At 71.2% G+C, this 25,126-nt stretch carries 24 protein-coding genes and 1 pseudogene; 8 read left to right on the forward strand and 17 right to left on the reverse strand.

Annotation, left to right across the window (positions count from 1 at the left end):
• Positions 1 to 41: 41 nt before the first annotated feature.
• From ACK8GG_RS17230 to ACK8GG_RS17265, 8 genes are all read right to left on the reverse strand, one after another.
• Positions 42 to 1,550, reverse strand: a complete 1,509-nt coding sequence (locus ACK8GG_RS17230; protein ID WP_440356784.1) for a phytoene desaturase family protein — start codon at positions 1,548 to 1,550, stop codon at positions 42 to 44.
• Positions 1,551 to 1,575: 25 nt separating this feature from the next.
• The gene (locus ACK8GG_RS17235) at positions 1,576 to 3,372 is read right to left on the reverse strand and encodes an ABC transporter ATP-binding protein (RefSeq protein ID WP_440356785.1); all 1,797 of its coding nucleotides are present in this window, start codon (positions 3,370 to 3,372) and stop codon (positions 1,576 to 1,578) included.
• Positions 3,369 to 4,184, reverse strand: a complete 816-nt coding sequence (locus tag ACK8GG_RS17240) for a class I SAM-dependent methyltransferase (RefSeq protein WP_440354692.1) — start codon at positions 4,182 to 4,184, stop codon at positions 3,369 to 3,371. The genes ACK8GG_RS17235 and ACK8GG_RS17240 overlap by 4 nt, the downstream gene beginning before the upstream one ends.
• A complete protein-coding gene (locus tag ACK8GG_RS17245; protein ID WP_440356786.1) occupies positions 4,177 to 4,740 on the reverse strand; it encodes a hypothetical protein in 564 nt (187 codons plus the stop codon). The genes ACK8GG_RS17240 and ACK8GG_RS17245 overlap by 8 nt, the downstream gene beginning before the upstream one ends.
• Positions 4,737 to 6,701: an alpha/beta fold hydrolase gene (locus ACK8GG_RS17250; protein ID WP_440356787.1), complete on the reverse strand. Its 1,965-nt coding sequence runs from the start codon at positions 6,699 to 6,701 to the stop codon at positions 4,737 to 4,739. Before ACK8GG_RS17250 ends, ACK8GG_RS17245 begins: the two co-directional genes overlap by 4 nt.
• A 190-nt stretch (positions 6,702 to 6,891) precedes the next feature.
• A complete protein-coding gene (locus ACK8GG_RS17255) occupies positions 6,892 to 7,119 on the reverse strand; it encodes a hypothetical protein (protein ID WP_440351145.1) in 228 nt (75 codons plus the stop codon).
• Between the two features lie 36 nt (positions 7,120 to 7,155).
• A complete protein-coding gene (locus ACK8GG_RS17260) occupies positions 7,156 to 7,353 on the reverse strand; it encodes a hypothetical protein (RefSeq protein WP_440351144.1) in 198 nt (65 codons plus the stop codon).
• Between the two features lie 35 nt (positions 7,354 to 7,388).
• Entirely contained in the window at positions 7,389 to 7,607 is a 219-nt protein-coding gene (locus ACK8GG_RS17265) for a hypothetical protein (RefSeq protein WP_440356788.1), read from the reverse strand.
• Positions 7,608 to 7,766: 159 nt separating this feature from the next.
• On the opposite strand from ACK8GG_RS17265, the gene ACK8GG_RS17270 reads away from it, so the two are divergent.
• From ACK8GG_RS17270 to ACK8GG_RS17280, 3 genes are read left to right on the forward strand one after another with little or no spacing between them, the layout of a single operon-like run.
• On the forward strand, positions 7,767 to 8,255 hold the full coding sequence (locus tag ACK8GG_RS17270; RefSeq protein WP_440356789.1) for an XRE family transcriptional regulator: 489 nt from the start codon (positions 7,767 to 7,769) through the stop codon (positions 8,253 to 8,255).
• The gene (locus ACK8GG_RS17275; protein WP_440356790.1) at positions 8,245 to 8,757 is read left to right on the forward strand and encodes a hypothetical protein; all 513 of its coding nucleotides are present in this window, start codon (positions 8,245 to 8,247) and stop codon (positions 8,755 to 8,757) included. The genes ACK8GG_RS17270 and ACK8GG_RS17275 overlap by 11 nt, the downstream gene beginning before the upstream one ends.
• A gap of 18 nt (positions 8,758 to 8,775) precedes the next feature.
• Positions 8,776 to 9,972: an MAB_1171c family putative transporter gene (locus tag ACK8GG_RS17280; protein ID WP_440356791.1), complete on the forward strand. Its 1,197-nt coding sequence runs from the start codon at positions 8,776 to 8,778 to the stop codon at positions 9,970 to 9,972.
• 193 nt (positions 9,973 to 10,165) lie between these two features.
• Here ACK8GG_RS17280 and ACK8GG_RS17285 read toward each other — a convergent pair whose 3' ends face one another.
• Entirely contained in the window at positions 10,166 to 10,573 is a 408-nt protein-coding gene (locus tag ACK8GG_RS17285; protein ID WP_440354698.1) for a RidA family protein, read from the reverse strand.
• A gap of 100 nt (positions 10,574 to 10,673) precedes the next feature.
• Here ACK8GG_RS17285 and ACK8GG_RS17290 point away from each other — a divergent pair, with 100 nt between their 5' ends.
• Both ACK8GG_RS17290 and ACK8GG_RS17295 read left to right on the forward strand, forming a co-directional pair.
• Complete coding sequence (locus ACK8GG_RS17290; RefSeq protein WP_440356792.1) at positions 10,674 to 11,285, forward strand: TetR/AcrR family transcriptional regulator; 612 nt, start codon at positions 10,674 to 10,676, stop codon at positions 11,283 to 11,285.
• A gap of 40 nt (positions 11,286 to 11,325) precedes the next feature.
• The gene (locus tag ACK8GG_RS17295) at positions 11,326 to 12,108 is read left to right on the forward strand and encodes a maleylpyruvate isomerase family mycothiol-dependent enzyme (RefSeq protein WP_440356793.1); all 783 of its coding nucleotides are present in this window, start codon (positions 11,326 to 11,328) and stop codon (positions 12,106 to 12,108) included.
• Between the two features lie 91 nt (positions 12,109 to 12,199).
• Here the strand turns inward: ACK8GG_RS17295 and ACK8GG_RS17300 are convergent, their stop codons facing one another.
• The 4 genes and pseudogenes from ACK8GG_RS17300 to ACK8GG_RS17315 form a co-directional block, all read right to left on the reverse strand.
• Positions 12,200 to 12,604, reverse strand: coding sequence for an arsenate reductase ArsC (locus ACK8GG_RS17300; protein WP_440351136.1), 405 nt, complete (start codon positions 12,602 to 12,604; stop codon positions 12,200 to 12,202).
• A gap of 145 nt (positions 12,605 to 12,749) precedes the next feature.
• The gene (gene arsB / locus ACK8GG_RS17305) at positions 12,750 to 13,856 is read right to left on the reverse strand and encodes an ACR3 family arsenite efflux transporter (protein WP_440356794.1); all 1,107 of its coding nucleotides are present in this window, start codon (positions 13,854 to 13,856) and stop codon (positions 12,750 to 12,752) included.
• A 4-nt stretch (positions 13,857 to 13,860) separates the two neighbouring features.
• Positions 13,861 to 14,193: an ArsR/SmtB family transcription factor gene (locus ACK8GG_RS17310; protein ID WP_440354737.1), complete on the reverse strand. Its 333-nt coding sequence runs from the start codon at positions 14,191 to 14,193 to the stop codon at positions 13,861 to 13,863.
• A 33-nt stretch (positions 14,194 to 14,226) separates the two neighbouring features.
• Positions 14,227 to 14,568, reverse strand: a pseudogene (locus ACK8GG_RS17315) (ArsR/SmtB family transcription factor); the annotation flags it as partial.
• Positions 14,569 to 14,954: 386 nt separating this feature from the next.
• Between ACK8GG_RS17315 and ACK8GG_RS17320 the strand changes: the two are divergent.
• The 3 genes from ACK8GG_RS17320 to ACK8GG_RS17330 all read left to right on the forward strand — a co-directional run bounded on the left by ACK8GG_RS17320 (position 14,955) and on the right by ACK8GG_RS17330 (position 18,392).
• Positions 14,955 to 16,358 (forward strand): FAD-dependent oxidoreductase, encoded by a 1,404-nt coding sequence (locus tag ACK8GG_RS17320; RefSeq protein ID WP_440356811.1) that lies wholly within the window; start codon positions 14,955 to 14,957, stop codon positions 16,356 to 16,358.
• Positions 16,359 to 16,547: 189 nt separating this feature from the next.
• Positions 16,548 to 17,672, forward strand: a complete 1,125-nt coding sequence (locus ACK8GG_RS17325) for a DUF475 domain-containing protein (protein WP_440356795.1) — start codon at positions 16,548 to 16,550, stop codon at positions 17,670 to 17,672.
• A 144-nt stretch (positions 17,673 to 17,816) separates the two neighbouring features.
• Positions 17,817 to 18,392 carry a GNAT family N-acetyltransferase gene (locus ACK8GG_RS17330; RefSeq protein WP_440356796.1) on the forward strand — a complete coding sequence of 192 codons (576 nt, stop codon included), beginning with the start codon at positions 17,817 to 17,819 and terminating at the stop codon, positions 18,390 to 18,392.
• A gap of 36 nt (positions 18,393 to 18,428) precedes the next feature.
• On the opposite strand, the gene ACK8GG_RS17335 is transcribed toward ACK8GG_RS17330, so the two are convergent.
• The 4 genes from ACK8GG_RS17335 to ACK8GG_RS17350 all read right to left on the reverse strand — a co-directional run bounded on the left by ACK8GG_RS17335 (position 18,429) and on the right by ACK8GG_RS17350 (position 25,068).
• Positions 18,429 to 19,976 carry a hypothetical protein gene (locus tag ACK8GG_RS17335; protein ID WP_440356797.1) on the reverse strand — a complete coding sequence of 516 codons (1,548 nt, stop codon included), beginning with the start codon at positions 19,974 to 19,976 and terminating at the stop codon, positions 18,429 to 18,431.
• Positions 19,977 to 20,004: 28 nt separating this feature from the next.
• A complete protein-coding gene (locus ACK8GG_RS17340) occupies positions 20,005 to 21,546 on the reverse strand; it encodes a hypothetical protein (protein ID WP_440356798.1) in 1,542 nt (513 codons plus the stop codon).
• A gap of 182 nt (positions 21,547 to 21,728) precedes the next feature.
• Positions 21,729 to 23,312, reverse strand: coding sequence for a hypothetical protein (locus ACK8GG_RS17345; protein ID WP_440354706.1), 1,584 nt, complete (start codon positions 23,310 to 23,312; stop codon positions 21,729 to 21,731).
• 181 nt (positions 23,313 to 23,493) lie between these two features.
• Complete coding sequence (locus ACK8GG_RS17350) at positions 23,494 to 25,068, reverse strand: hypothetical protein (protein WP_440354707.1); 1,575 nt, start codon at positions 25,066 to 25,068, stop codon at positions 23,494 to 23,496.
• Between the last annotated feature and the right edge of the window lie 58 nt (positions 25,069 to 25,126).

Genomic DNA, 25,126 nt, shown 5'->3' on the forward strand with positions numbered 1-25,126 from the left:
TCAAGAATCGCGGCGGTGGCTCAAGGTGTGACGGCTGCGGTTCAAGGTGTGGTGGTGGCGGCGCGGAGCAGTTCCAGCGGGTCGGTTTGGACGCCGAAGCGGTGCCGCAGCGCGCGGTGTGCGGCGTGCAGCCCGGCCATGCCGTGCACTCCCGGCCCGGGCGGGGTGGAGGAGGAGCAGAGGTACACCCCGGGCAGCGGGGTGCGGTACGGATCCCAGCGCGGCACCGGCCGCATCGCCAACTGCCACGGGTTCACCGCCCCGCCGGAGATGTCACCGCCGACGTAGTTGGCGTTCTGCTCGGACGCCTGCGCCGCGGTCACCACGTGCCGGGCCAGGATCAGGTCCCGGAAACCGGGGGCGAAGCGCTCCACCTGGGCGGCCACCTGGTCACTGACGTCCCGCACGGACCCGTTCGGCACGTGCGCGTACGTCGAGAGCGTGTGCCGGCCGGCCGGGGCGCGACCGGGATCGACCACGCCGGGCTGCACGGCCAGCACGTACGGGCGCTCGGCGTGCCGGCCGGCGGCCACCGCTGTCTCGGCGGCCCGCGCCTCGGTGGCCGAGCCGACCAGGTGCAGGGTGCCGGCCAGGCCGCATTCGGGGACCGTCCACGGCACCGGGCCGGCGAGCGCGAAGTCGACCTTGCAGGCGGCGCCGCCGTACCGGAAGGAACGCAGTTGCCGGGCGTAGCCGGTGGGGAGCCGGTCGCCGGCGATGGTGAGCAGTCCGGCGGGGGCGACGTCGAGCAGGACCGCGCGCGCCGCCGGCAGGTCGGCGAGGTCGTCGATGCGGGTGCCGGTGATGACCTGGCCGCCGAGGCGGCGCAGCCGGGCCGCCATCGCGTCGGTGATCGTGGCGCTGCCGCCTTCGGGGACGGGCCAGCCGACGGCGTGGCCGAGGGTGGCCAGCAGCAGCCCGGCGCCGGCGGGGGCGAGCCGTCTCGGCGGGGCGATCGCGTGCGCGGCGACCCCGGCGAAGAGCGCAGCGGCCGCCTCGTCGCGGAATCGCGTCGCCGCGGCGGGGGTGCCCTGCTCCAGGGTGCGCAGACCCAGCAGCAGCGCGGCGGCCGGGTCCGGCGGCACCGCACGCAGGTCGGACAGGGCGGTGCCGACCACCCCCTGCCAGCGCCGCACCAGTGGTCCGAGCAGCGACCGCCAGGCCGGGCCGTCCCGGCCGAGGCCCGCGGCGGTCCGGTCCAGGTCCCGCCAGGCCAGCGCCGCCCGGCCGCCGTCGAGCGGGTGGGCGTACGCGATCTCCGGCTGCCGCAGCCGGACGCCGTGCGCGGCCAGGTCGAAGGCGCGGAAGAACGGCGAGGCGAGCGCCATCGGGTGCACCGCCGAGCAGACGTCGTGGCGGAAACCGGGCAGTGTCACCTCCTCGGTACGGGTGCCGCCGCCGATGGTGGCGGCTGCCTCGTACACCTGGACGGTGAGCCCGGCCGAGGCGAGCACCAGGGCGGCGGCGAGCCCGTTGGGGCCGGACCCGACGATCACCGCGTCCACCTGGGCGCTGCCGTGCCGGCCGGTGCCGGCCACGGTCTCCGTCATCGCCGTCTCCTCTTTCCGCGAGGTTTCACACTGTCACGGCCGCCGGTGCGCCGTCCCGGACCAGTGACTGTTCGGCGGCGAGACCGGCGTAGAGGGTGTTGTCACGGACCAGCTCCGGGTGGGTGCCGACGGCGCGTACGACCCCGTCTTCCAGGAGCACGATCTGGGCGGCGTCGACGATCGTGGAGAGCCGGTGCGCCACCACCACGACCGTTGTCGTCCGGGAGATGTCCCGGACGACCTCCCGCAGCGCCGCCTCGTTGGCGGCGTCCAGCTGGGAGGTCGCCTCGTCGAGCAGGAGCAGCCGGGGCCGGCGCAGCAGGGCGCGCGCCACCGCGATCCGCTGCCGCTCCCCGCCGGAGAGGGAGAGACCGCGGTGCCCGACCGGCGCGTCCAGGTCGCCGCCGAGGCGTGCCAGCAGGGACTCCAACCGGGTCGTCCGCAGCACCGCCCGGATCTCGTCGTCGGTGGCGCCGGCGGTGGCGTACGCGATGTTCTCCCGCAGGGTGCCGGCGAGCACGGCGACGTCCTGCTCGACGTAGCCGATCACGGCCCGCAGCTGGGCCAGCGGCCAGTCGGTCAGCGGCCGGCCGTCGACGAGGATCCGGCCGTGCTGGGGTTCGCCGAAGCGTTCGATCAGGCTGAGGACGGTGGTCTTACCCGATCCGGAGGGCCCGACCAGGGCCGTCAGGCCGCCGGCCGGGACGGTCAGCGTCAGGTCCCGCAGGGCCGGTTCGTCGCGTCCCGGGTAGCTGAAGTGGACATTCTCGAAGGTGACACCGGCCGGCTCCGGTGCCCGAGCCGGCGCCCTCGTGGGCGGGACGGGCGGCTCGTCGACAGCGGGGAGGTGGAGCCCTTCGATCGGCAGCGCGTTGATCTGCGCGATCCGGGCCAGCGCCGCCCGCCCCACCTGCAGGTAGGTGCCGGCGCCGGCGAGCTGCATCACCGGATGCATCAGATAGGCCACATAGAGCAGGAACGCCACCAGCGCGGAGACCGGGAGGGAACCGGCGGCGACCCGCGCGCCGCCCACCCCGAGCACCACCAGGAACGCGACCTGGATGGCGAGCCCAGCGCTGGTCCCGGCGATCGAGCCCCACCGCGCCAGGCTCACCCCCTGCCGGTACGCGGCCAGCGCGGCGGCGTCGATCCGGGCCGCCTCCACCGCCTCGGCGCCGGAGGCCTTCACGGTGGTGAAGGCGCCCAGCGCCCGCTCCAGGGCGGCGCCCATCTCGCCGACCGACTCCTGCGAGCGCAGCGCGGCGGTCCGGATCCGCGGCATCAGCAGCCCTATGACCAGCACCAGCAGCACCACCACGACGGCGGTGACCGCGAGCAGGACCAGGTCGACGAAGGCCATCAGTGTCACCGCGCCGATGAGCATCACACCGCCGGTGAGCAGGTCGATCAGGCACTGGGTGGCGAGCTGCCGCAGCAGCATGGTGTCACTGGTGACCCGGGCCAGCAGGTCTCCGGGGGCCTGGCCGCGTAGCGCCGGCACGGTGAGCCGCAGCAGGTGCCGGACCAGGCCCCGCCGCCCGTCCAGCGCGACCGCCTCGCCGGTCCGCAGGATCAGATAGTTGCCGGCTCCGAGCAGCACGGCGGCGGCGATCACCAACCCGGTCAGGGCCGACAGCGCCCCGCCGACGCCCCGGCCGTCGGTGAGCCCGTCGATCAGGGCTTTGGCGGCCAGCGGCTGGGCGAGCCCGAGCAGGCTGGAGGTGAGCAGCAGTACGGCGGCGGCGAGGAACGGCCCCCGGTGCGGCCGGACGTATCCGGCGAGCATCCGCAGCCAGTGCCGGTCACCGGATGGCTGGTTCACCGGGCGTCCGCGGGGCGGTAGACGCTGACGTGCATCGGCTCGGCGCCGGTGAAGGGGGTGCCGGCCCAGTCGCTGTGCCGCTCCACCAGGCGCAGCCCGGCCTGCTCGGCGTAGGCGTCGACCTCGTCGGGGGTGGTGAGCCGGCTCAGTTCGGTGGCGATCCGGGAGCGCCCCTGCTCGAACCAGATGTGCGACAGGTGCCAGATCCGCCGGTCGGCGTCGATGGTCGAGTACGACAGCAGCCCGGTGTCCCGCCCCGGATAGGGCGTGAAGTACGACTCCCGCGCCCGGCCCTGGTTGAGCGCCAGTGCGAACGCCGGATTGTGCGTCTCGATCACCAGGGTCCCGCCGGGAGCCAGGCGGTCCGCGGCCGCCTGAACCGCACGTGCCTGCTCCTGCGGATCGAGCAGCATCGACAGCGTCCCGCAGACGCAGTAGACGAGGCCGTACTGGCGCTCGTCGGCCCAGTGCCGCAGGTCGCCGAGGACCGGGGTCACCGGGTCCCCGACGGCCGGGGCAACCGATCCGTCGCCGATCACGGCGGTCACCGGACCGTCGGCGGCCATCGTTTCGGTCAGCACGGCGAGCATCTCCGGTGAGGAGTCCACGCCGACGACCGGCCCGACCAGTTTGGCCAGCGGCAGTGCGACCCGCCCGGTGCCGACGCCGAGTTCCAGCGTCGCCGCCCCGTCCCCGGGGTGCAGATCGGCGAGGCGGCGTACGGTCTGCGCGACGGCGGGGCCGCCGGGGAAGAGCCGGTCGTAGAAGTCGGCGAACTGCCGCCCGTAGCCGATGTCGTGGATGTCAGTCATCAGTGTTCTCCGTCAACGGCACGAACGGGGAGGCCAGCAGGTACTCCGGCTTCTGGGACTCGTCGTAGCCGGCGCTGCGGGCGATCAGGAACTGGAAGCCCTGCAGGCCGCGCCGCGGGTGCTGCTGGCGCACGACCTGCTCCACGAGGTCGCGCAGGACCTCGTACGCCGGGGTGGTGGTGATGTCCGTTCCGGGGTGTCCCATCCACCTGATCAGATCGGCGCAGATGTCGAAGACGGCCTTGTCCTGGCGTCGTTCCGGGAACCAGACCATCTGCCGCCAGGCCCGGCGCGGGATCTCGATGGTCTCCGCCCAGGGGGTCTGCTCGCCGTCGTCGGTCAGCACCCGGTGCAGCAGGTGGAAGTCGTGCTGGGCGGGTTCCGGGGCGAAGAACCGCCAGTTGCCGATCATCAGCCCCGCGACGTCGTAGCGGCGGAACCGGTCGAAGACCTGCTGCGGGTGCTGGCTGAGCACGGTCACCCCGAACCAGGTGACCAGGCCGGCGGTGAGCCCGATGGTCAACGGGCGCAGGTCGGAGGCGACCCGGCGGCTCATCGCACACCGCCCTTGCGGATCGCGTCGCCCTTGCGGGCCGCGCCGTCCTTGCCGACCGGCCCGTCCTTGCCGACCGGCCCGTCCTTGTGGATCGGGCCGTCCTTGTGGAGCAGGCCGTCGTCCTGCGGAGAGTCCTCGGTGACATCGGCGACGAACGCGGCGAGGATCTCGGCAACCTCGCCGGAGTGGTCGGCGTCGGTGAGGATCTCGTCGTGGTCGGCGCCCTCGATGGTGTGCCGTTGCGCTCGCGGCGCCGCTGCGGCGAACTCGTCGTGCAGCTCCGCCTGCACCGCGTCGGCGCGCGCGGTCTGCCCGGCGGTGATCACCACCAGCGGTACGTCGATGTGCGGCAGTGGGGTGTCGGCCTCGAAGTGTTCCCGCACCACCTCCCACTCCCGCCGGGCCGCGGACCAGAGCGCCGGGTCCCGGTACTGGGCAAGGGCGATGCGACGCACCGACTCCGGCATCCGCTCGACCCAGGCGGGCCGGGGCAGCATGGATCCGAGCCCGGCCCGCAACGACCCCGGCATGATCGCCAGCGTCTCGGAGAGCGCCCGGCCGCCTTCGGCCTGGCGCGGTGAGCGCTGCAGCTCGGCGGGGTGGCTGGCGTCGACCAGCGCCACCCCGCGCACCTGGCCGGCGAGCCGTTCGGCAGCGAGCAGCGCCAGGTAGCCGCCGAGGGAGTGACCGGCCAGCACGAGCGGACGGTCTCCGGCGACGTGCCGGGCCAGTTCGACGAGGTCGTCGACCATCGTGTCGAACCGGTACTCCCCGGTGTCGTGGTAGCGGCTGGCGCCGTAGCCGGCCCGCTGGTACGTGACGGTGGTGAACTGCTCGCCGAGCGGTGCGGCGATCCGCTCCCAGTGCTCGGCGGTGGCCGCCAGCCCGTTCTCCAGCAGCAGCACCGGGCCGTCGGCGGGGATCGGGCCGCTGCCGGCGTACCGGTAGGAGAGGCTGTTGCCGGCGGTGGTGGCGAATCTCTGCTCGTCGCCGCGACCGCGCTCGATGATCCGCCGCCGGCGGATCCGGGCGGCCTGGCCGGCGGCGAAGAGCGCCAGGCCGGCGGCGGCCGCGACGGCGGGCAGGGTGTCGTCCCGGCGGACACCGTCGCGCGCGCCGGTGCGGTCCCGGGGACGGGTGGTGTAGACGACCGCGGGATAGGTGGAGGTGAACGCCCAGAAGAAGCGTCCCAGCCCCATCACCCGGGTGTTGACCAGGTGGAACGCGCCGGCTGCGCCGAGCAGGAAGGGCGCGGGACGGCCCTTGGCGGCGAAGGCGAGCGGGAATGCGCACTCCATCGCCAGCACGCCGTGCGCGGTGAGCCGGGTCAGCCGGGGGAAGCGGCGCATGAGTTCCCAGGCCTGCTTGTCGCCGTAGGTGATGGTGCGGACGATCGCGGGCAGTGCCCGTCCGCTGCGCCAGGTCTCGCTGGGCAGTTTCGCCCACCCGGAGACGGTGTACGACAGCACCGACTGCAGGGAGAGGAACCAGAGGGCGGCGTCCACGACGGCGGGGCGGTTGCGGCCGGCGCGGGCGACGGTGGTGAGCGCCTGGACGAGGAAGGAGACCTGGTCGGCGCCGTCGCTGCCGTAGAGGTGCTGGGCGTGCAGCGCCCCCTGGCTGCCGGTGAGGACGGCGTTCGCGACGACCCGTTGCCGGTTGGTCAGGGGCAGCCAGAGCGCGGCGGCCGCGACGGCCCGACTGGCGTGCAGCGCGGTGACCACCCGCTGGTCGGCGAAGAGGTCCAGGACGCGGGTGGCCCGGGGGGCGTGGGCGCGGAAGGTACGGCGGTTCACCGCCCAGTTGTTCGCGCCACCGCGCTGCCGGTCCCGGCCCCGGGTGAGGTATTCGAGGCTGGCGAGCAGGTGGGTCACCGAACCGATCCGCTCGGTCCAGTTCAGCACGGTGGAGCGGTCGAGGCCGGCAGTCAGCCGGCGCGGGCGCGCGGTGGGTCTCTTCATGGGGAAGCGCTTTCTGATGGTGCGTCGGGCCGGACCGGCGAGCGGGGGCGACTATCGGGAGCGGTGCGGGACGGTGCGGGGGCGCCGGCCGGAGGAATCCGGATCAGGGGTCGCTGTGGCACGAGCCGGTGTGCCGCAACTGGCACACCGGCTCCGGCACGGGCGTTGGCAGGCCTCGTACGTTGGGCCGCTACTCCACCACCGGCTCGGTGCTGCCGATGGCCCTGCCCACGGCGTAGCCCGCGGTGAAGAGCCCGGCCACCGAGGCAACCAGGCCCATGCCGGCGGCGAAGGTCACGACGGGGGCGGGGGTGGCCAGGACGGGCATCGTCCCGAACTGGTTGCGTGCCTCCCGGCTGGTGATCGGGATCGTGGCGAGTTCCGGTTCGGCGTTCACCCGCATAGCGAGACTGGACATAGATCACCCTCCTCAATGGTGTGGTTGTCGCCTGGCCTACAGGGGTTGCGTCGACCCTCCGATGACGGCGAAGGCCGGGCCGATCTGGCAGACGTGGTAGCCGCCGGCGGGGGCGGCGACGAAGGCGACGCAGAGGACGGGCGAGGCGCCGGTCCGGTTCTGCACCTCGGGGCTGGTGATCGGGATCGTGGCGAGTTCCGGATCAGCGTTCACGCGCATGGCAAGACTGGACATTGATCATCCTTTTCCATGTGTGGGCGGTCGCCCGCCTACAACTGCGGCTCGGTTGTCCCCTCGGCTGCGGCGCGGGCCTGGCCGAAGGTGTAGCCCGCGGAGAACGCGCCCCACCCGACCAGGACACCGGCCACCACCGCCGTGGTGGCGAGTACCGGCGCGACGTTGCCCCGGGCGTACAGGTCCCGGCTGTCGGCGAGGTCGCCGAACATCTCCGCCGAGATGTCGTTGGTGTGCTCGACCAGAAGGCTCATCAGCAGGTACCTCCTCTCGTTCTGATTAGCTGATATGAACGAGAGCAGAGGAACGATTCATATCAGCAGCGATCATGAGACGCTAGGATGGCCGATGACTCGTACGCCGTCAACCACTTCCCGACGGCGCGATCCCATCGACGAGGGGAGGGTGTCCGCATGGGCCAGTCGAGCACCGGCACCCTGGCCGACAAGATCAACAGGCTCTTCGAGGTCGTCCGCCGCCCGGACCGGGAGCAGTACCGCAACGAGGAGGTGGCCACAGCCTGCCGCGAGGCCACCGGCGAATCCTTCTCCGCCACCTACCTCTGGCAGCTGCGCACGGGTCGCCGGGTAAACCCGACCAAGCGGCACCTGGAGGCGCTCGCCCAGTTCTTCCAGGTCCCCCCGGCCTACTTCTTCGACGACGAGCAGGGCGACCGCATCGCCGAGGAGCTGGAGCTGCTCGGCGCCCTCCGCGACAGCGCCGTCCGGCAGATCGCGCTCCGCGCGGTCACCCTCTCCCCAGAGGGGCTGGACACCATCAGCGACATGATCGAGGCGATCGGGCGACGGGAGGCGCGCCGGGCCGGAGCCGCGGCCCAGCAGCGACCGCAGTCCGGTGGAGGAGAGGAGACCGCTGGGCCGGCGGTTCGCGATGGCGGTTGACCGGCGCATGTGGCGCCGCTGCCGCCAGATCGTCGACGGGCTGACCATCCCGGCCCCGTTCGAGCCGGTCGCGTTCATCGGCGCGCTGGCGCACCGGCGCGGTCGGCGGGTCGAACTGGTGCCGATGCCCGGCGGCGCCACCCAGTGCGGCGCGCTGGTCGCCACCGATGACGCCGACTATCTCTTCTACGCCACCAGCACCACCCGGCTGCACCGCGAGCACATCCTGCTGCACGAGGTCGGCCACCTGCTCTGCGGTCACATCGATGACCGCTCCCTCGCCGCCCTGCCCGACCTGCTGCTGCCGAACCTCTCCGCCGACCTGGTCCGCCGGGTGCTCGGCCGCTCCGACTACTCCGCCGCTCAGGAGCAGGAAGCCGAACTGGTCGCCTCGATGATCGCGCAGCGGGCCCGCCGGGACCCGGTGGACAGTCCCGGGCCCGTCACGCCCGAGGTCGCCGACGGGCTGGCCCGGCTCGGCTCCATCTTCGCCACCGACTGACCACCGCCGAGGGGTGCCATGCTGGACTGGCTCAACTTCGGCGCCCTTGCGCTCGCCGTCGCGGTCGCCGCCTACAAGCTTCTGCGGATACGCGGCAAGCCCGGCGCCGACGGCATCCGTTACCTCTGCGCCTTCTTCTGCTCCATCGGGCTCGGCCTGGCGGTGATGGCACCCCCTGTCTTGGCCGCGGCCAGCCGGATCGAGCCGGTGCCGAACCTGGGGCGGCTGGTCGGCAACGGACTGGAGATGCTCGCCGCGTACTTCCTCGGGGCGCTCGGCCGCAGCATCGCCCGCCCGGTCGACACCCCGCGCTGGCTGCGCCGGCACGGCCTGGGGCTGGCCGGGGCGGTCAGCTTGATGGGGACGCTGCTGGCCACCGCCGACACCGAGTTCACCCTGAACTTCGTCAACGCCTACTCCCACGACCCGCGAGTGGTCGGCTACCTGGCCGTGTTCTTCTGCTACATCCTGGTCTGCCTCTTCGCCTTCATGGCGGGCGTCGGCGGCTACCTGCGGCACACCGGCAGCGGCGTACTGGGCGTGGGGCTGCGTTTCGTGGTGGCCGGGACCATCCTGGGCATCCTCTGGGCCGCCTGGTCCGGCCTGCGGCCGGCGATCACGCTGATCACGGGCCGCTCCCTGGCGACGACCCTGCCGGTCGGCGCCACCCTGGGCTCGATCTGCATGCTGCTCTGGCTGATCGGGGCCACCCTCACCGCCTGGGGGGAACGCATCACCGCGCCACTGCGCTGGATCCGCGCCCTGCGCGCGCTGCGCCGCATCGATCCGCTCTGGCGCGCGCTGCGGGCCGCGATGCCACAGATCGCGCTGCACACCGGCCGGGGGCGGCCGCTGCCCGGGGTCGAGTTCGCGCTCTACCGGCGGGTGATCGAGATCCGTGACGCCCAACTGGCGCTGCGGCCCTACGCGCACCCCGACGCGGCCCGCTGGGCAGGCCCCACCGCGGACCCGGCCACGGTGGAAGCCGCCCTGCTCGCGGCCGCTCTGGTCGGGCACGCGCACGGCCGGCGGTACGGCGCGGAGCACCCGTTCCAGGACGTCGACGCCTCGCTGGAATCGGAGAGTGCCTGGCTGGCCCGGGTGGCCCGGCAGTACGCCCACGCCGAGGAGGTGACCCGGGTGCGCCGGCTCGCCACCGCTAAGGTCACCGGCGAGGCGGCGCTCGGCACGGGCCAGGACGGACCGATTCCTTGATCGTTAGTCGGAAACCGGTGCCAGGAACCCTTTGGAGCACCCCTTCTCGACTAACGATCAAGGATGCCGGACCCGCCACGGCGTATCCCGGTTCCCGGCGGGTGGGTGCCGTCGCCAATGCCGGCAGCGCCGGTCTCCCCAGTCGATCCGGCGGCGCCGGGTTCCTGAGTCGATCCCTGCGGCGCCGGGCTCGTCAGTCGAGTACCGCGGTCGCCTCGACCTCTACCAGCATGTCGGGCTCGGCGAGCATGGCGACCCCGATGCCGGTCAGCGGCGCCTGCGGGGTGATGCCGAGCTTCGCGCTCGCCCGGGCGACCCCCTCCAGGAAGCGCGGCATCAGGTCGGGGTTGGTGTCGACGAAATAGACGGTCAGCTTGACCACGTCGTCGAAGGTGGCGCCGACGCCGGCCAGGGCGGTGGCGACGTTGAGGTAGCACTGCTCGACCTGGGCGGCGAGGTCGCCTTCGCCGACCTTGCCGCCGTCGGCGTCGCGGGCGACCTGGCCGGCGATGAAGACCATCTTCGAGCCGGTGGCGACCGACACCTGCCGGTAGAGGTCGACCTTCGGCAGGCCTGCGGGGTTGATCAGGGTGACGGACATGACGACTCCTTCGAGAGAGAACCCGGGGCTCGTTCGGGAGAGAGCCTGGGGCTCGCGATGGGCGAAACTATAGCAGTGCAATGCTATGTATTCTGGTGGCGTGGCGAGGACGAAGGATCCGGCGGTGCGTACCCTGCTCATCGAGCGGGCCGCGCAGATGCTGCGCGCCCGCGAACCGATCACCCTGCGCTCCCTCGTAGCCGGCACCGGCGTCTCGACGATGGCCGTCTACACCTATTTCGGCAGCATGGACGGGCTCTGGAAGGCCCTGCGGCAGGAGGGCTTCACCCGGCTGGCGGCGAAGTTCGCGCCGGTGCCCGCCTCCGACGACCCGGTCGCGGACCTGGCCGGCCTGATCGCCGCGTACGTCGGCAACGCCCTGGAGCACCCCGACCTGTACCGGGTCATGTTCGACGCGAGCTTCGACCTCGAAGACCTCAAGGCCGCCGACGCCACACTGGAGTTCCTGGTGCAGGCCGCTCGGCGCGGCCAGGAAGCCGGGCGCTTCCGTGCGGCCATCGTGCCGCTGGACCTGGCGATCCAGAGCTGGGCCGCGGCGCACGGGCTGGTCTCCCTCGTCGCCAACGGACCTTTGTCGGCTGAGACGCTGGAGCACGTCCCGATCCTGCTGACCGCGCTGTATGTCAACGCCGGCGACGACCCCGACCGGTGCCGCCGTTCGGTCGCCGCCGGCTGGGCACGGCCCGCCTAATCCCCGCGCGGGTGTCGGACGTACGTGGTTGGGTGTCGGCGTGAATTCACACCGCTTCCTGGCCTGCCTGGCCGATGATTACGCCCGCCTGCGCGCCGTCGCCGAGACCGACCTCGACGCTGCCGTGCCGAGTTGTCCCGGCTGGAGCGTCGCCGACCTGACCCGCCACGTCGCGGAGGTCTACCTGCACAAGAGCGCGATCATGCGGGACGGCGCCGAACCGGAGCCGTGGCCGCCGGCCGACTGCGCGACAGCCGCACCGATCCCGCTGCTCGACCGGGCGTACGCGCAGCTCGTCGACGAGTTCGCCGGCCGCTCGCCGCAGGATTCCGCTCTCACCTGGTACGCGCCGGACCAGTCCGTCGGGTTCTGGATCCGGCGGATGGCGCAGGAGACGGTCATCCACCGCATCGACGCCGAGCTCGGTGCCGGGGCGTCGTTCGCGCCGGTCCCCGACGATCTGGCCATCGACGGCATCGACGAGCTGCTGCGGATCTTCGTGGCGTACGCCGTGGCCGAGTATGCCGACTACTTCACGGAGGTCCTCGCCGAGTCGCCCGGCCGGACGTACCGGCTGCGGACCGATGGTGCGGCCTGGCTGGTGCGGACCGGGCCGAAGTTGTTCACCGTGGACGATGCCGCCGACGAGCCGGTTGACGGGGCACCCGCCGCGGTCGACGTGACCGTGAGCGGACCTCCGGCTGCGCTGCTGCGCTGGTTGTGGGGCCGCGAGCGCGACGGTGACCCGAGCGAAGTGACGGTCGAGGGCCCGCCGGAGGCGGTAGTGGAGTTGCGCCGCTGCATCGTCACCGCCACCCAGTAACCGGCCGGAGGGCCCGACGAGAGCGGGAGGCTGGCACCTCATCGTTAGTCGGAAACCGGTGCGAGATGGCCCCCGGAACACTGGTTTCCGACTAACGATCAAGGAGTTCGGTGAGCAGCTTTTCGACCCGGGTCCGGATCTCGTCGCGGATCGGCCGGACCGCTTCGACGCCCTTGCCGGCCGGGTCTTCGAGCTTCCAGTCCTCGTACCGTTTGCCGGGGAAGACCGGGCAGGCGTCGCCGCAGCCCATCGTGACGATCACGTCGGAGGTCTCGGCCGTCTCGTACGCGAGTTTCGTCGGGGTCTGCCCGGCGATGTCGATGCCGACCTCGGCCATTGCCGCCACGGCGGCCGGGTTGACGTGATCGCCGGGGGCGCTGCCGGCGGAGCGGACCTCCACCCGGTCACCGGCGAGGTGACGCAGCCAGCCGGCCGCCATCTGGGACCGGCCCGCGTTGTGCACGCAGACAAACAGGACGCTCGGCTTGCTGGACATGCGGCGGCTCCTCGGTACGGGTTGGGTGGACGACGCTGCGCGGCAGGATCAGCGACCACGGCGAAGGGCCTGCCGCCGACTGCCCGGCGCGCTTGCCGCGGGTGACGGGCTCAAGGCGGTGGGGCCGGCGCTTGCGGCGGTGGCCTCATGGTGACTGGACGGTGCTTGCCGCGGCCGGGGAAGCGGCGGCGGGGAAGCGCCGGCGCAGGGCGAGGCTCACGTAGACCAGGGCGACCAGGACGGGCACCTCGATCAGTGGGCCGACCACCCCGGCGAGCGCCTGGCCGCTGGTGACGCCGAAGGTGCCGATCGCGACCGCGATGGCAAGTTCGAAGTTGTTTCCCGCCGCGGTGAACGCCAGTGTGGTGGTGCGTTCGTAGCCGAGCCCGATGGCCTTGCCGAGCGCGTACGAACCGCCCCACATGATCGCGAAGTACGCCAGCAGCGGTACGGCGATCAGCGCCACGTCCCACGGCCGGGAGGTGATGGCGTCGCCCTGCAGGGCGAAGAGGATGACGATCGTGAAGAGCAGCCCGTAGAGGGCGACCGGGCCGATCTTCGGCAGGAAACCCTGCTCGTACCAGGTGCGGCCCTTGGCGCGTTCGCCGAAGCGGCGGGTGAGGAAGCCGGCGAGCAGCGGGAGGCCGAGGAAGATCAGCACGTTGCGGGCGATGTCCCAGCCGGAGACCGCCAGTGCCGCGCCGTCGAGGTTGAGCCAGCCGGGCAGTACGGCCAGGTAGAACCAGCCGAGGACGCCGAAGGCGATCACCTGGAAGACGGAGTTGACCGCGACCAGGACGGCGGCGGCCTCACGGTCGCCGCAGGCGAGGTCGTTCCAGATGACGACCATGGCGATGCAGCGGGCCAGCCCGACGATGATCAGGCCGGTGCGGTACTCGGCGTGGTCGGCGAGGAAGATCCAGGCGAGGGCGAACATCAGCGCCGGGCCGGCGACCCAGTTCAGCAGCAGTGACGAGATCAGCAGCCGCCGATCGCCGGTGACGGTGTCGAGCCGGTCGTAGCGGACCTTCGCCAGCACCGGGTACATCATGATCAGCAGTCCGAGCGCGATCGGCAGCGAGATGCCGCCGATCTTGACGGCGTCGAGGGCGGCGTTCAGCCCCGGGATCAGCCGGCCGAGCAGCAGGCCCGCGACCATGGCCAGGCCGATCCAGAGCGGCAGGAACCGGTCGAGCCGGGAGAGGCGGCCGACGACCGCGGGCGCGGTTTCGGCGGAGACGGTCTGGGTCACGGGATCAGCAGGTCCTGACATTGTCGGAGCGGGTCTGTGCCTGGGCGGCCAGGTCGGCAAGATGCAGGGCGGCACCCTGCAGGGCCTGCGGTACGAGCCGGTAGAGGGTGTGCCGGCCGCGCGGCTCGGCCTCGACCACCCCGGCTTCGCGGAGCTGCCGGAGGTGCCCGGAGACGTTGGGCTGCTTGGCTCCGGTGCCCGTCACCAGGTGCGAGGTGGTCGCCGGGCCGGCGGCGAGGAGTTCGACGATGCGCGCCCGCAGCGGGTCCGCCAGCAGCCGCACCACATCAGGATTCGCTGATATCAGTTCATCCTGATTTGTTGTGGCGGGCGTCATGGCCGGGGGTGCCGGCTGTGGCGGCCGGGGTGCTTCGGCCGCGAGCAGCCCGCCGAGCAGGGCGAGCGCCGACCGCCGGACCGAGTAGTACATCCACGTGCCGCGCCGCTCGGCGTCGACCAGGCCGCTCTCCCGCAGCACCCGCAGGTGATGGGAGATGGTGGCGGCCGTGACCTCGAAGGCGTCGGTCAGGTCGCAGACGCAGATCTCGTCGGTGGAGGCGATCAGCGAGAGCAGGCGCAGCCGGATCGGATCGCCGAGCGCCTTGAACATCGGCGCCAGCTCGCCGGCGGCCTGCGGCGCGAGGGCCTGCACCGACAGCGGCGGACAGCAGGCGGCTGCGGGCGAGGGGTCCAGCAGGGGGGAGGCCGACATGTCCCATAGCTTGACATCCATCAAAGCAGGATGCAAGGTGGCGTGTACGTTTCGAGCAGCGTCTAGATAAGCATCAGGCGGCGCTGATGCCCCGCGCCTGCCGTACGCCGGCACACCGCGTGACCCCGAGGAGCAGACCGATGACCGACAAGCCCACCACCGCGCAGCCCTCCGGCGATCCTGCCGAGACGACTGCCTGCTGCGCCCCCGCTGAGACCGCCGCGCCCGCCGACGCCTGCTGCGCACCGGCCGAAGCCAAAGCCGATGCCGAGGCCGGATGCTGCTCCGCCGAGGCCGCGCGGGCGCCCGCCGAGGACGGCTGCTGCGCTGACGCATCAGGGCGTACTGATGTGATCGGGGATGCTGCCGCTTCGCCGGTCGCCGAGGTGGACGCCGCCCTGCCGGTGGTCGTGATCGGCGCGGGCCCGGTCGGCCTCGCCGCCGCCGCCCACCTGAGCGAGCGCGGGATCCCCTTCACCGTCATCGAGGCCGGCGACGGGCCCGCGGCGGCCATCCGGCAGTGGGGGCACGTTCGGCTCTTCTCCCCGTGGCGGTTCGACGTCGACCCGGCCGCAGCCCGCCTGCTCGCCGAAGCCGGCTGGGCCCGCCCCGACGACGACAAACTCCCCACCGGCGCCCAGCTCGTCGCCGACTACCTCCAGCCGCTGGCCGACCTGCCGCAGCTCAAACCGCACCTGCGCTACGGCGCACGGGTCGCCGCCGTGACCCGGGCCGGCTTCGACCGGGTCCGCACCGCCGGCCGCGAGGCCACCCCGTTCCTCGTACGGCTGGACTCCGGCGAGGAGATCCTGGCCCGCGCGGTCGTGGACGCCTCGGGCACCTGGGGTACGCCGAATCTCCTCGGCGCAGCCGGCATCCCCGCGCACGGCGAGCCCGAGGCGGCGGCCTTCGTCGAGTCGGCGCTGCCGGACGTCCTCGGCGCCGACCGGGAACGTTTCGCCGGGCGGGCCACCCTGGTCGTCGGTGCCGGCCACTCGGCCGCCAACACCCTGCTGGCGCTCGCCGACCTCGCCGCGCAGGCCCCGGGCACGACGGTGACCTGGGCGATCCGTGCCGCCTCGCCGGCCCGCGCCTACGGCGGGGAGAGCGCCGACGCGCTGCCCGCCCGCGGCGCGCTCGGCACCCGGCTGCGGGAGTACGTCGAAAGCGGGGCGATCACCCTGCTCACCGGCTTCGGCGTCCAGCGCCTCACCGTCACCGGTGAGCAGGTCGAGGTCTCCGACGGCGCCCGTACGGTCGTGGTGGACCGGATCGTGTCGGCGACCGGTTTCCGCCCCGACCACGGCATCGTCTCCGAACTGCGCCTCGACCTCGACCCGATCATGGGTTCGCCACGGGCGCTCGCCCCGCTGATCGACCCGAACCAGCACTCCTGCGGCACGGTCCCGCCGCACGGCGCGGATGACCTGGCGCACCCCGAGCCGGGCTACTACGCGATCGGCGTGAAGTCGTACGGCCGGGCGCCGACCTTCCTGCTGGCCACCGGGTACGAGCAGGCCCGCTCCGTCGTCGCCGCGCTGGCCGGTGACTGGGCTGCCGCCCGCGACGTGCAGCTCGACCTGCCCGAGACCGGGGTCTGCAACAGCAATCCCGTCCTGGGCGCCGACGGCACGGGCGCCGACAGCGGCGGCGACTGCTGCGGCACGCCGGCCGTGCCCGAGCCGACCGGCCGGGGGCTCGCCACCGGAATCGCCGGTGGGCTGCTGAGCGCACCGCTGGTGCTCACCGACCTCACCCCTGCCGGGCAGTCCGGAGGCTGCTGCTCCTGACCTGGCAGTTGCTACCGTCATCGCCGGCGGCTGTGGCCGGGATCCGCCGATGCCACCGGCACGGCGATCAAGCGACCGCCGGGAGATAGGCTTTTGGAATGTCCCGAGCCTCGGTGCCGACCTTCTTCCAGAGGTTGGCATCGGGCCCCGGCGACGCCCGAAACCTGTTGACGGAAGGCTGAGGACGAGGTGCTTTTCAAGGCTTTCCGCGGGTCGATCGCGCTGACGGTCATCGGTCTGGCCCTGGCCTTCTGGTACGCCGGCACGACCGGACTGGCGATCGCGGCGATCCTGATCGTCCTGGAGATCTCCCTCTCCTTCGACAACGCCGTGGTCAACGCCACGATCCTGCGCAAGATGAGCCTCTTCTGGCAGCGGCTCTTCCTGACCGTCGGCATCCTCATCGCGGTTGTCGGCATGCGGATGGTCTTCCCGCTGCTCATCGTCGGTGTCACAGCCAACCTCAACCCGGCAGAGGCCATCCGACTCGCGCTCGAAAAGGGCGATCCGCACACCCCGGGCACGTACGGCTATCTGATGGCCGACGCGCACCCGTCGATCGCCGCCTTCGGCGGGATGTTCCTGCTGATGCTCTTCCTGAGCTTCATCTTCGAGGAGCGCGACGTCCACTGGCTGGCGTGGCTGGAGCGGCCGCTGGCCCGGGTCGGCCGCCTCGAGCAGCTGCCGGTCGTGGTCTCACTGGTCGCTCTGGCGATCGCGGGCTACGGCTTCGCCGCCGAGGACAAGATCGGCACGGTGCTCCTCTCCGGCATCCTCGGCGTGGTCGCGTACGTCTCGGTCAACAGCCTCGGGAAGCTCTTCGCGCAGGACTTCGGCGAGCGCAACTCCGGGGAGGCCGGGCAGCGGGGCGCGAACGCGCAGCTGGCGGCGCAGACCGGCAAGGCGGCGTTCTTCTCCTTCCTCTACCTGGAGCTCATCGACGCCTCGTTCAGCTTCGACGGCGTGATCGGGGCGTTCGCCCTCACCTCCGACCCGATCATCATCGCCATCGGGCTCGGCATCGGCGCGCTCTTCGTCCGGTCGATGACCGTCTACCTGGTGCGGCAGGGCACGCTGCAGCAGTACGTCTTCCTGGAGCACGGCGCGCACTGGGCGATCGGGGCACTGGCGGTGCTGCTGCTGGTCAGCATCAAGACCGAGGTGCCCGAGCTGATCACCGGGCTGATCGGTGTCGGCTTCATCCTGGCCGCGTTCGCCACCTCCGTGGTGCGCAACCGCCACCTGACCGGCGGTCAGAGCGACGGTGACCAGACCGAGGGGTCGGAGTTGACCTCGGTCTCCGAGCAGCGCTGACCCCGGGCCCGGGCCTGCCCCGGCCGCCCCCGCGGGCAGGCGCCTCACGGGCAGGCGCCCCGCGGGCAGGCGCCGCGCGGGCGGACGGCCTCCCGCAGGGCTGGCGGGACAGCGTGGAGCCCACTGCGGCGATACGGTTCGCTGATGTTCGCAATTGATCTCGGTGACGGCGCCGAACTTCGTCCGTTGGAGCCCTGGCAGGCCGAGGAGTTCCTCGCCCACATCGACCGGGCCCGCGACGCGGTCGACCCCTGGGTGCCATGGGCGACGCTGAGCACCGACCTGGAGTCGGCCCGCGCCACCCTGCGGCGGTACGCCGATCGCGCCGCCGCCGACACCGGTCGGCTCTACGGGATCTGGCTCGACGGCACACTCGTCGGCGGGGTCATGTTCGTCGCCTTCAACGCCGCCGCCGGCAGCTGTGAGCTGGGCTGCTGGCTGGAGCCGGCCGGGCAGGGCCGGGGCCTGATCACCCGGGCGGCCGGGCACCTGATCGACTGGGCGGTGCGGGTGCGGGGCATCCACCGGGTCGAGTGGCAGACCCGCCTGGAGAACACCGCCAGCCGCAACGTCGCGAAGCGGCTGGGGATGCGCCTGGACGGGGTGCTGCGGGAGCAGTTCCCGTACCGGGGGGTGCGGCACGACACCGAGGTCTGGTCGCTGCTGGCGCCGGAGTGGACCGGCCGGGCGGCCGGCGCCGGGGACGCGACGACCCCCTGACATCGAGGGCCAGGGGGTCGCCGTCGGCGATCAGGATCAGCCGATCCTGTACGCCCGGTAGACGATCGTCTCGGAGCTGTTGCCCTTGGTGTCGGTGACCTTGGTACGCAGGCTGACGTAGCCCGAACCGGGGTTCTTGACGCTGGTCACCCACTTGCCGCCGGACTTGCTGAGAGTGGCCTTCTTCCAGGTCTTGCCGTGGTCGACCGAGACGTACGCGACCACCGACTTGACGGTGGAGCGGGTCAGCGGCACGTCGTACCCGGAGTGCTGGCGGCGCACGGTGAACTCCACCTTGGTGGTGCTGCCCGGCGCGGCCGAGTTGGTGATGTCCAGGTGCTTCGGGGCGATCGTGACGGTGTGGGCCGGCACGTGCTGGCCCTTGTTCGGGTTCGCGTAGAAGCGGAACTTGCTGATCGTGCGGGCGGAGAGCAGGGTGCCGGGGTAGGTCGCGCCCGGCGAGGTGCGCTTCGCGTCGACGGTGAGGCCGTACCAGCCGGCGGACGTCATCCGGTAGTTGAACTCGGCCCCGGTGCGCCGGGTCTGCTGCTTCAGGACCTTGCCCCCCTTTGTCAGCTTCACCACCGCCGCGCCGCCGTTGTCGTAGCCGGCTGGGCTGACGAAGTATTCCCACGCGGAGAACCGGAGCAGCTTGTTGTTGACCACGGGAATCCGCCCGCTCGGACCGAAGACGGCGGGAAAGACCGCCTCGGAGTAGGTCTTGCCGCTCTCCATGGTGCGGGTGCGCCGGTAGGCGCCGTAGATGCCGCTGCCGTCCTCGTTGCGCACCTCGGTCTGCCATTTGCCGGGCGAGACGTGGGTGTGGAGGGTGACCCGGCCACCGTCGTACCACAGCTGCGAGCGCATGGTGCCGAGGCATCCGCCCGCCTCGTTCTCCAGGGACGTGGGGGTGTGGCGCCCGCGGGTGGCGCCGGTGCGGACCTGGGTGGTCAGCCGCGCCAGCTTGGACGTGGCGAAGGTCCGGTTCACGCCGGCCGGTACGCCCTTCGTCGATCCCGCGACGACGTGGCTGTTGACGACCCGTCTGCCTTTCTGGTCCTCCGACCCCTGCGACCACTCCGCCATGTAGGCGAAGCGGAGATTGGCGGAGGAGTTCGGCACGACGTAGACGTGGCCGGGGTCGGTGACGGCCGCGGCACGTCCTGTCCAGTCCTGTCCGGCGACGCAGATCGCCGCCGTCACCCAGGTCGCCGCTCCCTTCGGCGTGTCGAGTGCGACCTTCACCGGGCGTCCCTTGCGCGCGTCGACGGTGGTCGCGCTGGCGCCGGAGACCTTGACCGTACGGGCGCCGACGGTCTGGGCTACCGAGCCGTCCTCCCGGATCAGCGTCGTCACCACGTAGGTGCCGCGCGGCAGGGACGCGGCCTTGCTGCCGATCAGGTCGTAGGTCCGCTTCGTTCCGAGGTTCGTCGCGACCACCCGTTCGCGGACCTTGGCGCCGGTGCGGTCGATGACGGTGACGGTCAGGGTGTTCGTCGCGGCAGCGGCTGCGCCCGGGGCGGCCGTTATCGCGAGGGATGTCAGAAGAGCGGCTGACGTGAGGGCCGCTGAGGTGCGTCGCACGCGTTGTCCCTTTGTCTGGTGTGCCGGGTCAGGCGATCTTGTACGCCCGGTAGATGGTGATGTCGGAGGAGTTGCCCTTGGTGTCGGTGACCTTGGCCCGGAGGGTGACGTATCCGGACTTCGGGTTCTTCACCGTGGCGACCCACTTGCTTCCGGACTTCTTGAGGGTCGTCTTCTTCCAGGTCGCGCCGTTGTCGTACGACGCCCAGGCGGTCATCGTCTTGACCTTCGGGGCGGTGCCCGCCTTCACCCCGTTCTGGGACTGGCGTTCCAGGGTGAGGGTGACGTCGGTGCTGCTGCCCGGCCCGGCGGCGTTCTGCAGGTTCAGCCCGGCCGGGGTGAAGCGGGTCAGGTAGACCGGGGCGACCTGGGTCTTCTTCGGATCGGCGTGGAAGCGGAAGCGCGCGCTGGTCCGGTAGGAGAGTTGCCCGGCCGGCGGGTCCGTGCGCTTGGCGTGGACGGTGAGGCCGTACCAGCCGGAGGTCTTCAGGGGGTAGGTGAAGCGCTCGACGCGGGGGAAGTAGTCCGACTCCAGGGTCTGCTTCTGGAGGGTCTTGCCACCCTTGGTGAGCGTCGTCGACGTCTTGACGCCCGCCACGTGGCTCCAGCCGTCGTGGGCGAAGTTGGTCACCCCGGCGAAGCCGGGGTCGGTGAACATGCCGTGCGGCTCGAAGAACAGAGTCCTGTACCTGGTGTACGGCAGGTCCCGGCTCGGCCCGCGTCCGGCGCTGAAGAACTTCACGCTGTAGCTTCCACCGCTGACCAGGGTGCGGTCGCGGATGCTCGACGCGCGCGTCGTCTCGCCCTGGAACTGCCACTTGCCCGGCGTGAGGTACGCCGGCGCGGAGAATCCACCGACGCCGCTGCGGCCGTCGGCGATGAGGCCCTGGGCGCAGCCATTGGCCTTGGATACCAGATACACCCGCTGGGACTCCCGGTCGCTGCGGGACTCGGCCCGTGCGGTGATCTTGACCGGAACCAGACTGGAGCGCTGCACCGTCTTGCGGTAGCCCTTCGGCAGGCCCTTCACGGTGTCGAGGGAGGTGTAACTGGGAGCCGCCGCGTTCTGCTGCCAGGTGGTGGCGAGCGTGAACCGCAGCTTCTCGGAGCTGTTCGGGATGACGTACCGGCGGCCGGCGCCCCACGAGTGCACCAGCAGGTTGCTGCCCACGCAGATCCGTGCGGTGGTCGATACCACCGGCTCTTCGACGGCAGGGCTGATGGCCGGCTCGACGAGCCTGCCGTTGCGGCCGTCGATCACGGTCGAGCTCGTGCCGGAGACCTTCACGGTACGGGCGCCGAGGGTGCTCGTACCGTCACCGGGCTGGATCTCCGCGCCGGCGATGTACGTGCCCTTCGGGAGTTTCCTGGCCTTGTTCGAGGTGAGGGTGTAGTCGGCGCCGGTGCTCAGGTTGGTGACGTACACGTACGTCTTGACCTTGGCGCCGGCGCGGTCGTAGACATGCACGGTGAGGGTGTTGGTGGCCGCGGAGGCCGCGCCGGGCATCGCTGTGACGGCGAGGGGAATGAGTACGGCGGACGCGGTGAGCGTCGCCAGGGTGCGTCGCATGAGTCATCCTCCAGAATCGACGTTCGCCGACCCTACCAAGATCGATTCGGGCGGCGCCGTCCGTTATCCGGATTGACGGTGGGAATGGGCCGATCGGCCAGGCGATGGCGGCCGGTTTCGCTACGGAAACGTTTCGGGCCGCCCTCGGCGAACGAGGGCGGCCCGGATCGTGCGGTGCCGGATCAGCGGATTCGGTACGCCCGGTAAATGGTGACCTCGGAGGAATTACCCTTGGTGTCGACGGCCTTGGCCCGGACGGTGACGTATCCGGAGCCCGGGTTCTTCACCGTGGCGACCCACTTGCTGCCGGACTTCTTCAGCGTCGTCTTCTTCCAGGTCTTGCCGTTGTCGTACGACACCTGCGCCGTCACCGTCCGCACCGTCGACTTGGCCCGCGGCTCGGCCTGCTTGGGCCGCTGCACCTTGATCACGAGATTGGTGGTGCTTTCCGCCTCGGCCCGGTTCTGAATGTCCAACCCACCCGCGGCGATTCGGATCAGGTGAGCCGGCGGAGCCTGGTTTTTCCGCGGGTCGGCGTAGAACCTGTACTTCGCGACAACACGGGGAGAGAGGATCCCGGCCGGGACCGTCTTTTCGGGGTGGTATCGCCGGGCATCGGCGGTCAGGCCGTACCAGCCCGCCGCGGGCAGTGTGTGGCTGAATTCCGGATCGCGTTTGGCGAAGTTGTCACGGGTCTGCTTCTTGAGGATTTTGCCGCCCCGGCTGAGCGTCACGACGGTCCTCGAGTTGGTCTCGTAGGAGCCTTCGGCGCTGGTCGAGTCGGGATTGTCGAGCATGGCCATCGTGGTGAAGGAGAGCCGCCCGAAACCAGAAACCGTCGGCAGGAACGTGTTCGGGCCGTAAGCGGCACGGAAGAAGGTAAGCCCGTAGTTCTTGCCGCCCTGCAGCGTCAGGGTCCGGTCCTGGTAACTGTCGTCCCCGATGACCTTGAAGTTCCAGGTGCCCGGAGAGACGTGGGCGGTAAACCGGTGGGGCGTCTTCCAGTTGTACTGCAGCCGGTGACTCTCATCCAGCGACATGGCGGTGGCCCCCATGTCCCGCAGGCATCCGCTCGCGGTGGAATCCATGAAGTAGTTGTGCTCGGAGCTGAACGCCGTTCCGCTGCGGGCCGTCAGGGTGACCGGGGCGAGGCTGCTGCGCTCCACCGTCCGGCTGTAGCCGGCCGGGACCCCCTGCGTCGTGCCTGTGACGACGTAACCCACGTCGTTTGTCGCGCCGTTCTTGGGCTCGGACCAGTAGGACAGGTGCGCGAACTGGAAGTTCCGGGAGCTGTTCGGTACGACGTAGACCCGCTCCGGGTCGTGCGCGGCGGAGACGTAGGTCGACGGTCGTACCGAAGCGCAGATCCTGACGGTGGTGTCCGCATGACTCATGCGGTGGGGGGCGGGGTTCAGCGTGACGTTCAGCGGCCTGCCCTTGCGGGCGTCGATGACGGTCGTGCTGGCACCGGTGACCTTGGCGGTCCGGCCGCCGACGGTGACGCTGTCGTCGGTGGGGGTGTGGATGCTCGCAAGGGCGACGTAGGTGCCCCTGGGGAGCGTCCGGGCCTTGCCCGACGTCAGGGTGTAGGTGGCGCGGGTGCTCAGGTTGACCACGGAGACGCGGGTCGCGACCGCGGCGCCGTTCCGGTCGATCGCGGTGACGGTGAGGGTGTTGGTGGCGGCCGAGGCCGCGCCGGGCGCGGCCGTGACCGCGACGGGCAGCAGTACGGCGGTCGCGGTGAGCGTCGCGAGGGTGCGTCGCATGAACCATCCTCCAGAATCGACGTACGCCGACCGTATCAAGATCGATTTCTCCGCACCGTCCGTCACTCGGTTCGGCGGCGGGAATGGGCCGATCGGCCAGGCGGCGGTGGCCGATTTCGCTACGGAAAAGATCCGGGCCGCCCTCCACAAACGAAGGCGGCCCGGATCGTGCGGTGCCGGGTCAGGCGATCTTGTACGCCCGGTAGATGGTGATGTCGGAGGAGTTGCCCGAGGTGTCGACGACCTTGGCCCGGAGGGTGACGTATCCGGACTTCGGGTTCTTCACCGTGGCGACCCACTTGCTTCCGGACTTCTTGAGGGTCGTCTTCTTCCAGGTCGCGCCGTTGTCGTACGACGCCCAGGCGGTCATCGTCTTGACCTTCGGGGCGGTGCCGAGCTTCACGCCGCCCTGCTTCTTGCGGTCAAGGGTGAGGCTGACGTTGGTGGTGCTGCCCGGCTTGGCGGCGTTCTGCAGATCCAGGCCGGCCGGGGTGAAGCGGGTCAGGTAGACCGGCGCCACCTGCTGCTTCCTGGGGTCGGCGTGGAAGCGGAACCGCGCGGTGGTCCGGTACGAGAGCAGCCCGCTCGGCATCGCCATGGTGGGGTGCTCCCGCTTGGCGCTCACCGTGAGGCCGTACCAGCCGGCCGAGGTCATGAGGTAGTTGAAGCGCGCCTCGTGGGCGTACGTGAAGCGCTTGGTCTCCTTCTTGAGCGTCCTGCCGCCCTTGGTGAGCGTCGTCGACGTCTTGACGCCCTCGGTGGAGCTGTAACCGTCGGTGAACGTTTCGACGACGCCGGTGGAGCCGGTGTCGGTGAACATCCCGTGCGGGTTGAAGTACAGGCTCCGGCCGTAGGTGTACGGCAGGTCGTAGCCGGGTCCGCGGCCGGCGTTGAAGAAGTTCTGGCTGTAGCGCCCGCCACTGGCAAAGGTGCGGTCCCGCACGCTGATATGGAGAGGCGTCTCGGCTACGAACCGGTACTTGCCCGGCGACAGGTGGAGCGGCATCGTGAACCCGCCATAGCCTCCGTGGCCGGTGACGCTCAGGCCACCGGCGCAGCCGCCGGCCCGGCTGTGCAGGGCCACCCCCAGATGCTGCTGATCACCACGGGCCTGCGACCGCGCGTGGAGGGTGACCGGAACGAGGCTGGAACGTTGCACCGTCCTGCGGAAGTTGTTCGGCAGCCCGATCATGCTGCCGAGCGCGGCGTAACGGCCCCGGACCTCGGTGGACGTTCCCGACTGGTGGGTGTCCATCCAATCGGCGGCGTAGGCGAGCCGGAAATTCTCCGAACCGTTCGGGATCACGTAGAGCTTGTCCAGGATGGCGTGAGACTCGACGAGGTAATCGCTTCCGGCGCAGATGCGCGCCGTGAGAGCGCCGAGGGTCTCCGCAGTGGGCGGGTTGAGCGAGACCTGGAACGGCTTGCCCTTGCGACCGTCGATGACGGTCGAGCTCGATCCGGAGACCTTGACAGTACGGCCGCCGAGAACCGTCGTGTCGTCGCTTCCGACGATTTCGGCGGCGACGACGTAGGTGCCCCTGGGTAGTTTCCTGGCCCGGTTGGAGGTGAGGGTGTACGCCTCGCGGGTGTTCAGGTTGGTGGCGTGCACAGACGTGCTGACCTTGGCGCCGTCGCGGCCGTAGACGTGCACGGTGAGGGCGTTGGTCGCGGCTGATGCGGCACCGGGCATCGCGGTGATCGCGAGGGGAATGAGTACGGCGCTCGTGGTGAGCGCCGCGAGGGTACGTCGCATGAATCATCCTCCAGAATCGACGTACGCGGAATCTATCAAGATCGAATCTGAGGCGTGG

Origin of the sequence: Melissospora conviva, from assembly GCF_049523535.1 — a bacterium.
Classification (GTDB): domain Bacteria; phylum Actinomycetota; class Actinomycetes; order Mycobacteriales; family Micromonosporaceae; genus Melissospora; species Melissospora conviva.

Excerpts from the sequence above, each read along its gene's own strand:
- ACK8GG_RS17270 (WP_440356789.1), top strand. The coding sequence starts at position 7,767 with ATGGGCCAGTCGAGCACCGGCACCCTGGCCGACAAGATCAACAGGCTC.
- ACK8GG_RS17245 (WP_440356786.1), bottom strand. The coding sequence starts at position 4,740 with ATGAGCCGCCGGGTCGCCTCCGACCTGCGCCCGTTGACCATCGGGCTC.
- ACK8GG_RS17240 (WP_440354692.1), bottom strand. The coding sequence starts at position 4,184 with ATGACTGACATCCACGACATCGGCTACGGGCGGCAGTTCGCCGACTTC.
- ACK8GG_RS17350 (WP_440354707.1), bottom strand. The coding sequence starts at position 25,068 with ATGCGACGTACCCTCGCGGCGCTCACCACGAGCGCCGTACTCATTCCC.
- ACK8GG_RS17345 (WP_440354706.1), bottom strand. The coding sequence starts at position 23,312 with ATGCGACGCACCCTCGCGACGCTCACCGCGACCGCCGTACTGCTGCCC.
- ACK8GG_RS17280 (WP_440356791.1), top strand. The coding sequence starts at position 8,776 with ATGCTGGACTGGCTCAACTTCGGCGCCCTTGCGCTCGCCGTCGCGGTC.
- ACK8GG_RS17250 (WP_440356787.1), bottom strand. The coding sequence starts at position 6,701 with ATGAAGAGACCCACCGCGCGCCCGCGCCGGCTGACTGCCGGCCTCGAC.
- ACK8GG_RS17230 (WP_440356784.1), bottom strand. The coding sequence starts at position 1,550 with ATGACGGAGACCGTGGCCGGCACCGGCCGGCACGGCAGCGCCCAGGTG.
- ACK8GG_RS17310 (WP_440354737.1), bottom strand. The coding sequence starts at position 14,193 with ATGACGCCCGCCACAACAAATCAGGATGAACTGATATCAGCGAATCCT.
- ACK8GG_RS17265 (WP_440356788.1), bottom strand. The coding sequence starts at position 7,607 with ATGAGCCTTCTGGTCGAGCACACCAACGACATCTCGGCGGAGATGTTC.
- ACK8GG_RS17330 (WP_440356796.1), top strand. The coding sequence starts at position 17,817 with ATGTTCGCAATTGATCTCGGTGACGGCGCCGAACTTCGTCCGTTGGAG.
- ACK8GG_RS17275 (WP_440356790.1), top strand. The coding sequence starts at position 8,245 with ATGGCGGTTGACCGGCGCATGTGGCGCCGCTGCCGCCAGATCGTCGAC.
- ACK8GG_RS17300 (WP_440351136.1), bottom strand. The coding sequence starts at position 12,604 with ATGTCCAGCAAGCCGAGCGTCCTGTTTGTCTGCGTGCACAACGCGGGC.
- ACK8GG_RS17260 (WP_440351144.1), bottom strand. The coding sequence starts at position 7,353 with ATGTCCAGTCTTGCCATGCGCGTGAACGCTGATCCGGAACTCGCCACG.
- ACK8GG_RS17285 (WP_440354698.1), bottom strand. The coding sequence starts at position 10,573 with ATGTCCGTCACCCTGATCAACCCCGCAGGCCTGCCGAAGGTCGACCTC.
- ACK8GG_RS17340 (WP_440356798.1), bottom strand. The coding sequence starts at position 21,546 with ATGCGACGCACCCTGGCGACGCTCACCGCGTCCGCCGTACTCATTCCC.
- ACK8GG_RS17255 (WP_440351145.1), bottom strand. The coding sequence starts at position 7,119 with ATGTCCAGTCTCGCTATGCGGGTGAACGCCGAACCGGAACTCGCCACG.